This is a genomic window from Halorubrum sp. AJ67, assembly GCF_000513435.1.
Map to the genome: position 1 here is coordinate 298,158 of NZ_CBVY010000003.1, position 1,332 is coordinate 299,489.

The window sequence follows — 1,332 nt, forward strand, 5'->3', positions numbered from 1 at the left end:
CTGGTGGCGACGGACTTACCCGACCGGCTGCCGGAGGCGATGCGTAATGAGTGAGGACCCCGAGACCGACGCCGAACCGAACGGCTCGGCCCGTGCGACCGCCGACGGCGACGAACTGACGCACACGACCGCCGACGGCGACGTCCAGATGGTCGACGTCGGCGACAAGCCCGACAGCAGCCGTCGCGCGGTCGCGCGCGGCGAGATACGACTGACGCCGGAGACGATCGCCGCGGTCGAGGCGGACGCGGTCGAGAAGGGCGACGTGCTCGCCACCGCGCGGATCGGGGCGGTTCAGGCCGTGAAACACACGTGGGAGACGATCCCGATGTGCCACCAGATCCCGATCACGAACGTCGACACCGACTTCTCGGTCGGCGACGACCGGATCGAGCTGACGGTCGCGGTCGAGACCACCGGGAAGACGGGATGCGAGATGGAGGCGCTGGAGGGGGTGACGACCGGTCTCAACACGGTCTGGGACATGGTGAAGGCCGCGGAGAAGGACGCGGACGGCGGGTACCCCGACACCGGAATCACGGGCGTCGAGGTCGTCGAGAAGCGGAAGGAGACGGTCGGCGAGTAGTCGGCGCGATCGGGCGGACGGCAGCCGGCGGCGATCGCCTGCGCCCGACGGCCGTCCTACCGGTCGAGGAACGGCGGGATCACGACCTCGGCGCGCTTCTCGTCGCCGCGCACGACGACGCTCACCTCGGTACCGGCGTCGGCGTACGACTCGTGGAGGTAGCCGAGACCGATCGGTTCGTCGAGGGTCGGGCTCATCGTCCCGGAGGTCAGCTTCCCGACGCGCGTGAGGTCGCCGTCGGTGACGGCGTAGCCGCCGCGGGGCACGCCGCGTTCGAGGAGGCGGACGCCGACGAACTTCTCGTTGACGCCCTCCTCCTTCTGGACCTCCAGCGCGTCGCGGCCGACGAACTCCGTGTCGAGTTTGACGACGAAGCCGATCCGCGCCTCGTAGGGGGTGCGGGGCTCCTCCTCCGGGTCGAAGTCCTGCCCGGAGAGGAGATAGCCCATCTCGGTGCGGAGCGTGTCGCGCGCGCCGAGGCCGCACGGCTGCGCCGGGTCGGGACCGTCGATGAACGCGTCCCACACGGCCTCGACGGAGCCGGCCGGACACATCACCTCGAAGCCGTCCTCGCCGGTGTAGCCGGTGCGCGCGACCCAGCTCTCCACGTCCGCGACCGCCGCCGTCGTCGCCTCGAACTTCGACAGCCCGACGACGCGGTCGCGGGGGGTCGCCTCGTCGAGCGCGTCGGCCGCGTCCGGGCCCTGAACCGCGAGCATCGCCCAGTCGTCGGTGACGTTCGCGAC

General features: G+C 71.2%; 2 protein-coding genes. One reads left to right on the plus strand and one right to left on the minus strand.

Annotated features, from left to right (window positions below; genetic code table 11):
- Window positions 1-46 precede the first annotated feature (46 nt).
- Window positions 47-586, plus strand: coding sequence for a cyclic pyranopterin monophosphate synthase MoaC (moaC, locus tag BN903_RS04890; RefSeq protein WP_048076636.1), 540 nt, complete (start codon window positions 47-49; stop codon window positions 584-586).
- Window positions 587-642: 56 nt separating this feature from the next.
- Here moaC and BN903_RS04895 read toward each other — a convergent pair.
- A partial coding sequence (locus BN903_RS04895) for a glycine cleavage T C-terminal barrel domain-containing protein (protein WP_048076637.1) occupies window positions 643-1,332 on the minus strand: 690 nt, incomplete at its 5' end.